The organism is Pseudomonas sp. 3A(2025) (genome assembly GCF_054589175.1).
The window spans coordinates 1-579 of sequence record NZ_BAAILM010000075.1 but is presented as its reverse complement, the minus strand read 5'-3'; the positions used below and the strand labels follow the sequence as shown (position 1 = coordinate 579).

The following is a 579-nucleotide window of genomic DNA, read 5'->3' as shown; positions in this document are numbered from 1 at the left end:
CCTGGCGCGTAGCACGTTCTATTACCAACTTGGTGTGCTTCAAAAGCCTGACAAGCATGCTTCGCTGAAGGCAAAGATTCAGGCGCTCTATGCTCTGCACGAGGGGCGGTTTGGCTACCGCCGGATTGCTTTGCAGCTGCAGAAAACAGAAGCGGTCAGCGAAAAACTTGTTCAGCGCCTGATGGACAAGATGGGACTGAAATCCTTGGTGCGCGTCAAGAAATACCGTTCTTATCGAGGGTTGGAAGGGCATATTGCACCCAACCTGCTGGAGCGCAATTTCACTGCACAACGACCTAACCAGAAATGGGTCACAGACGTCACCGAATTCAAGGTTGGATCAGAAAAGCTCTATCTGTCGCCTGTGATGGACTTGTACAACGGTGAAATCATGGCCTATCAAACCCAGACCCGGCCTAATTTCGCCCTGGTAACCGACATGCTGGGCAGGGCCTTCAAGCGGCTGCAGGGCAATTCGCCGCTTGTGCTGCACTCGGATCAGGGCTGGCACTATCAGCAACCTCGTTACCAGAAAGCGCTCAAGGAACGAGGCATCAGACAAAGCATGTCACGCAAGGG

General features: G+C 53.4%; 1 protein-coding gene. It reads left to right on the top strand.

The genetic code is table 11. The annotated features are described in order from the left end of the window. The coding region (locus ACYP2A_RS22795; protein WP_459748210.1) for an IS3 family transposase at window positions 1-579 on the top strand (579 nt) is incomplete at both ends.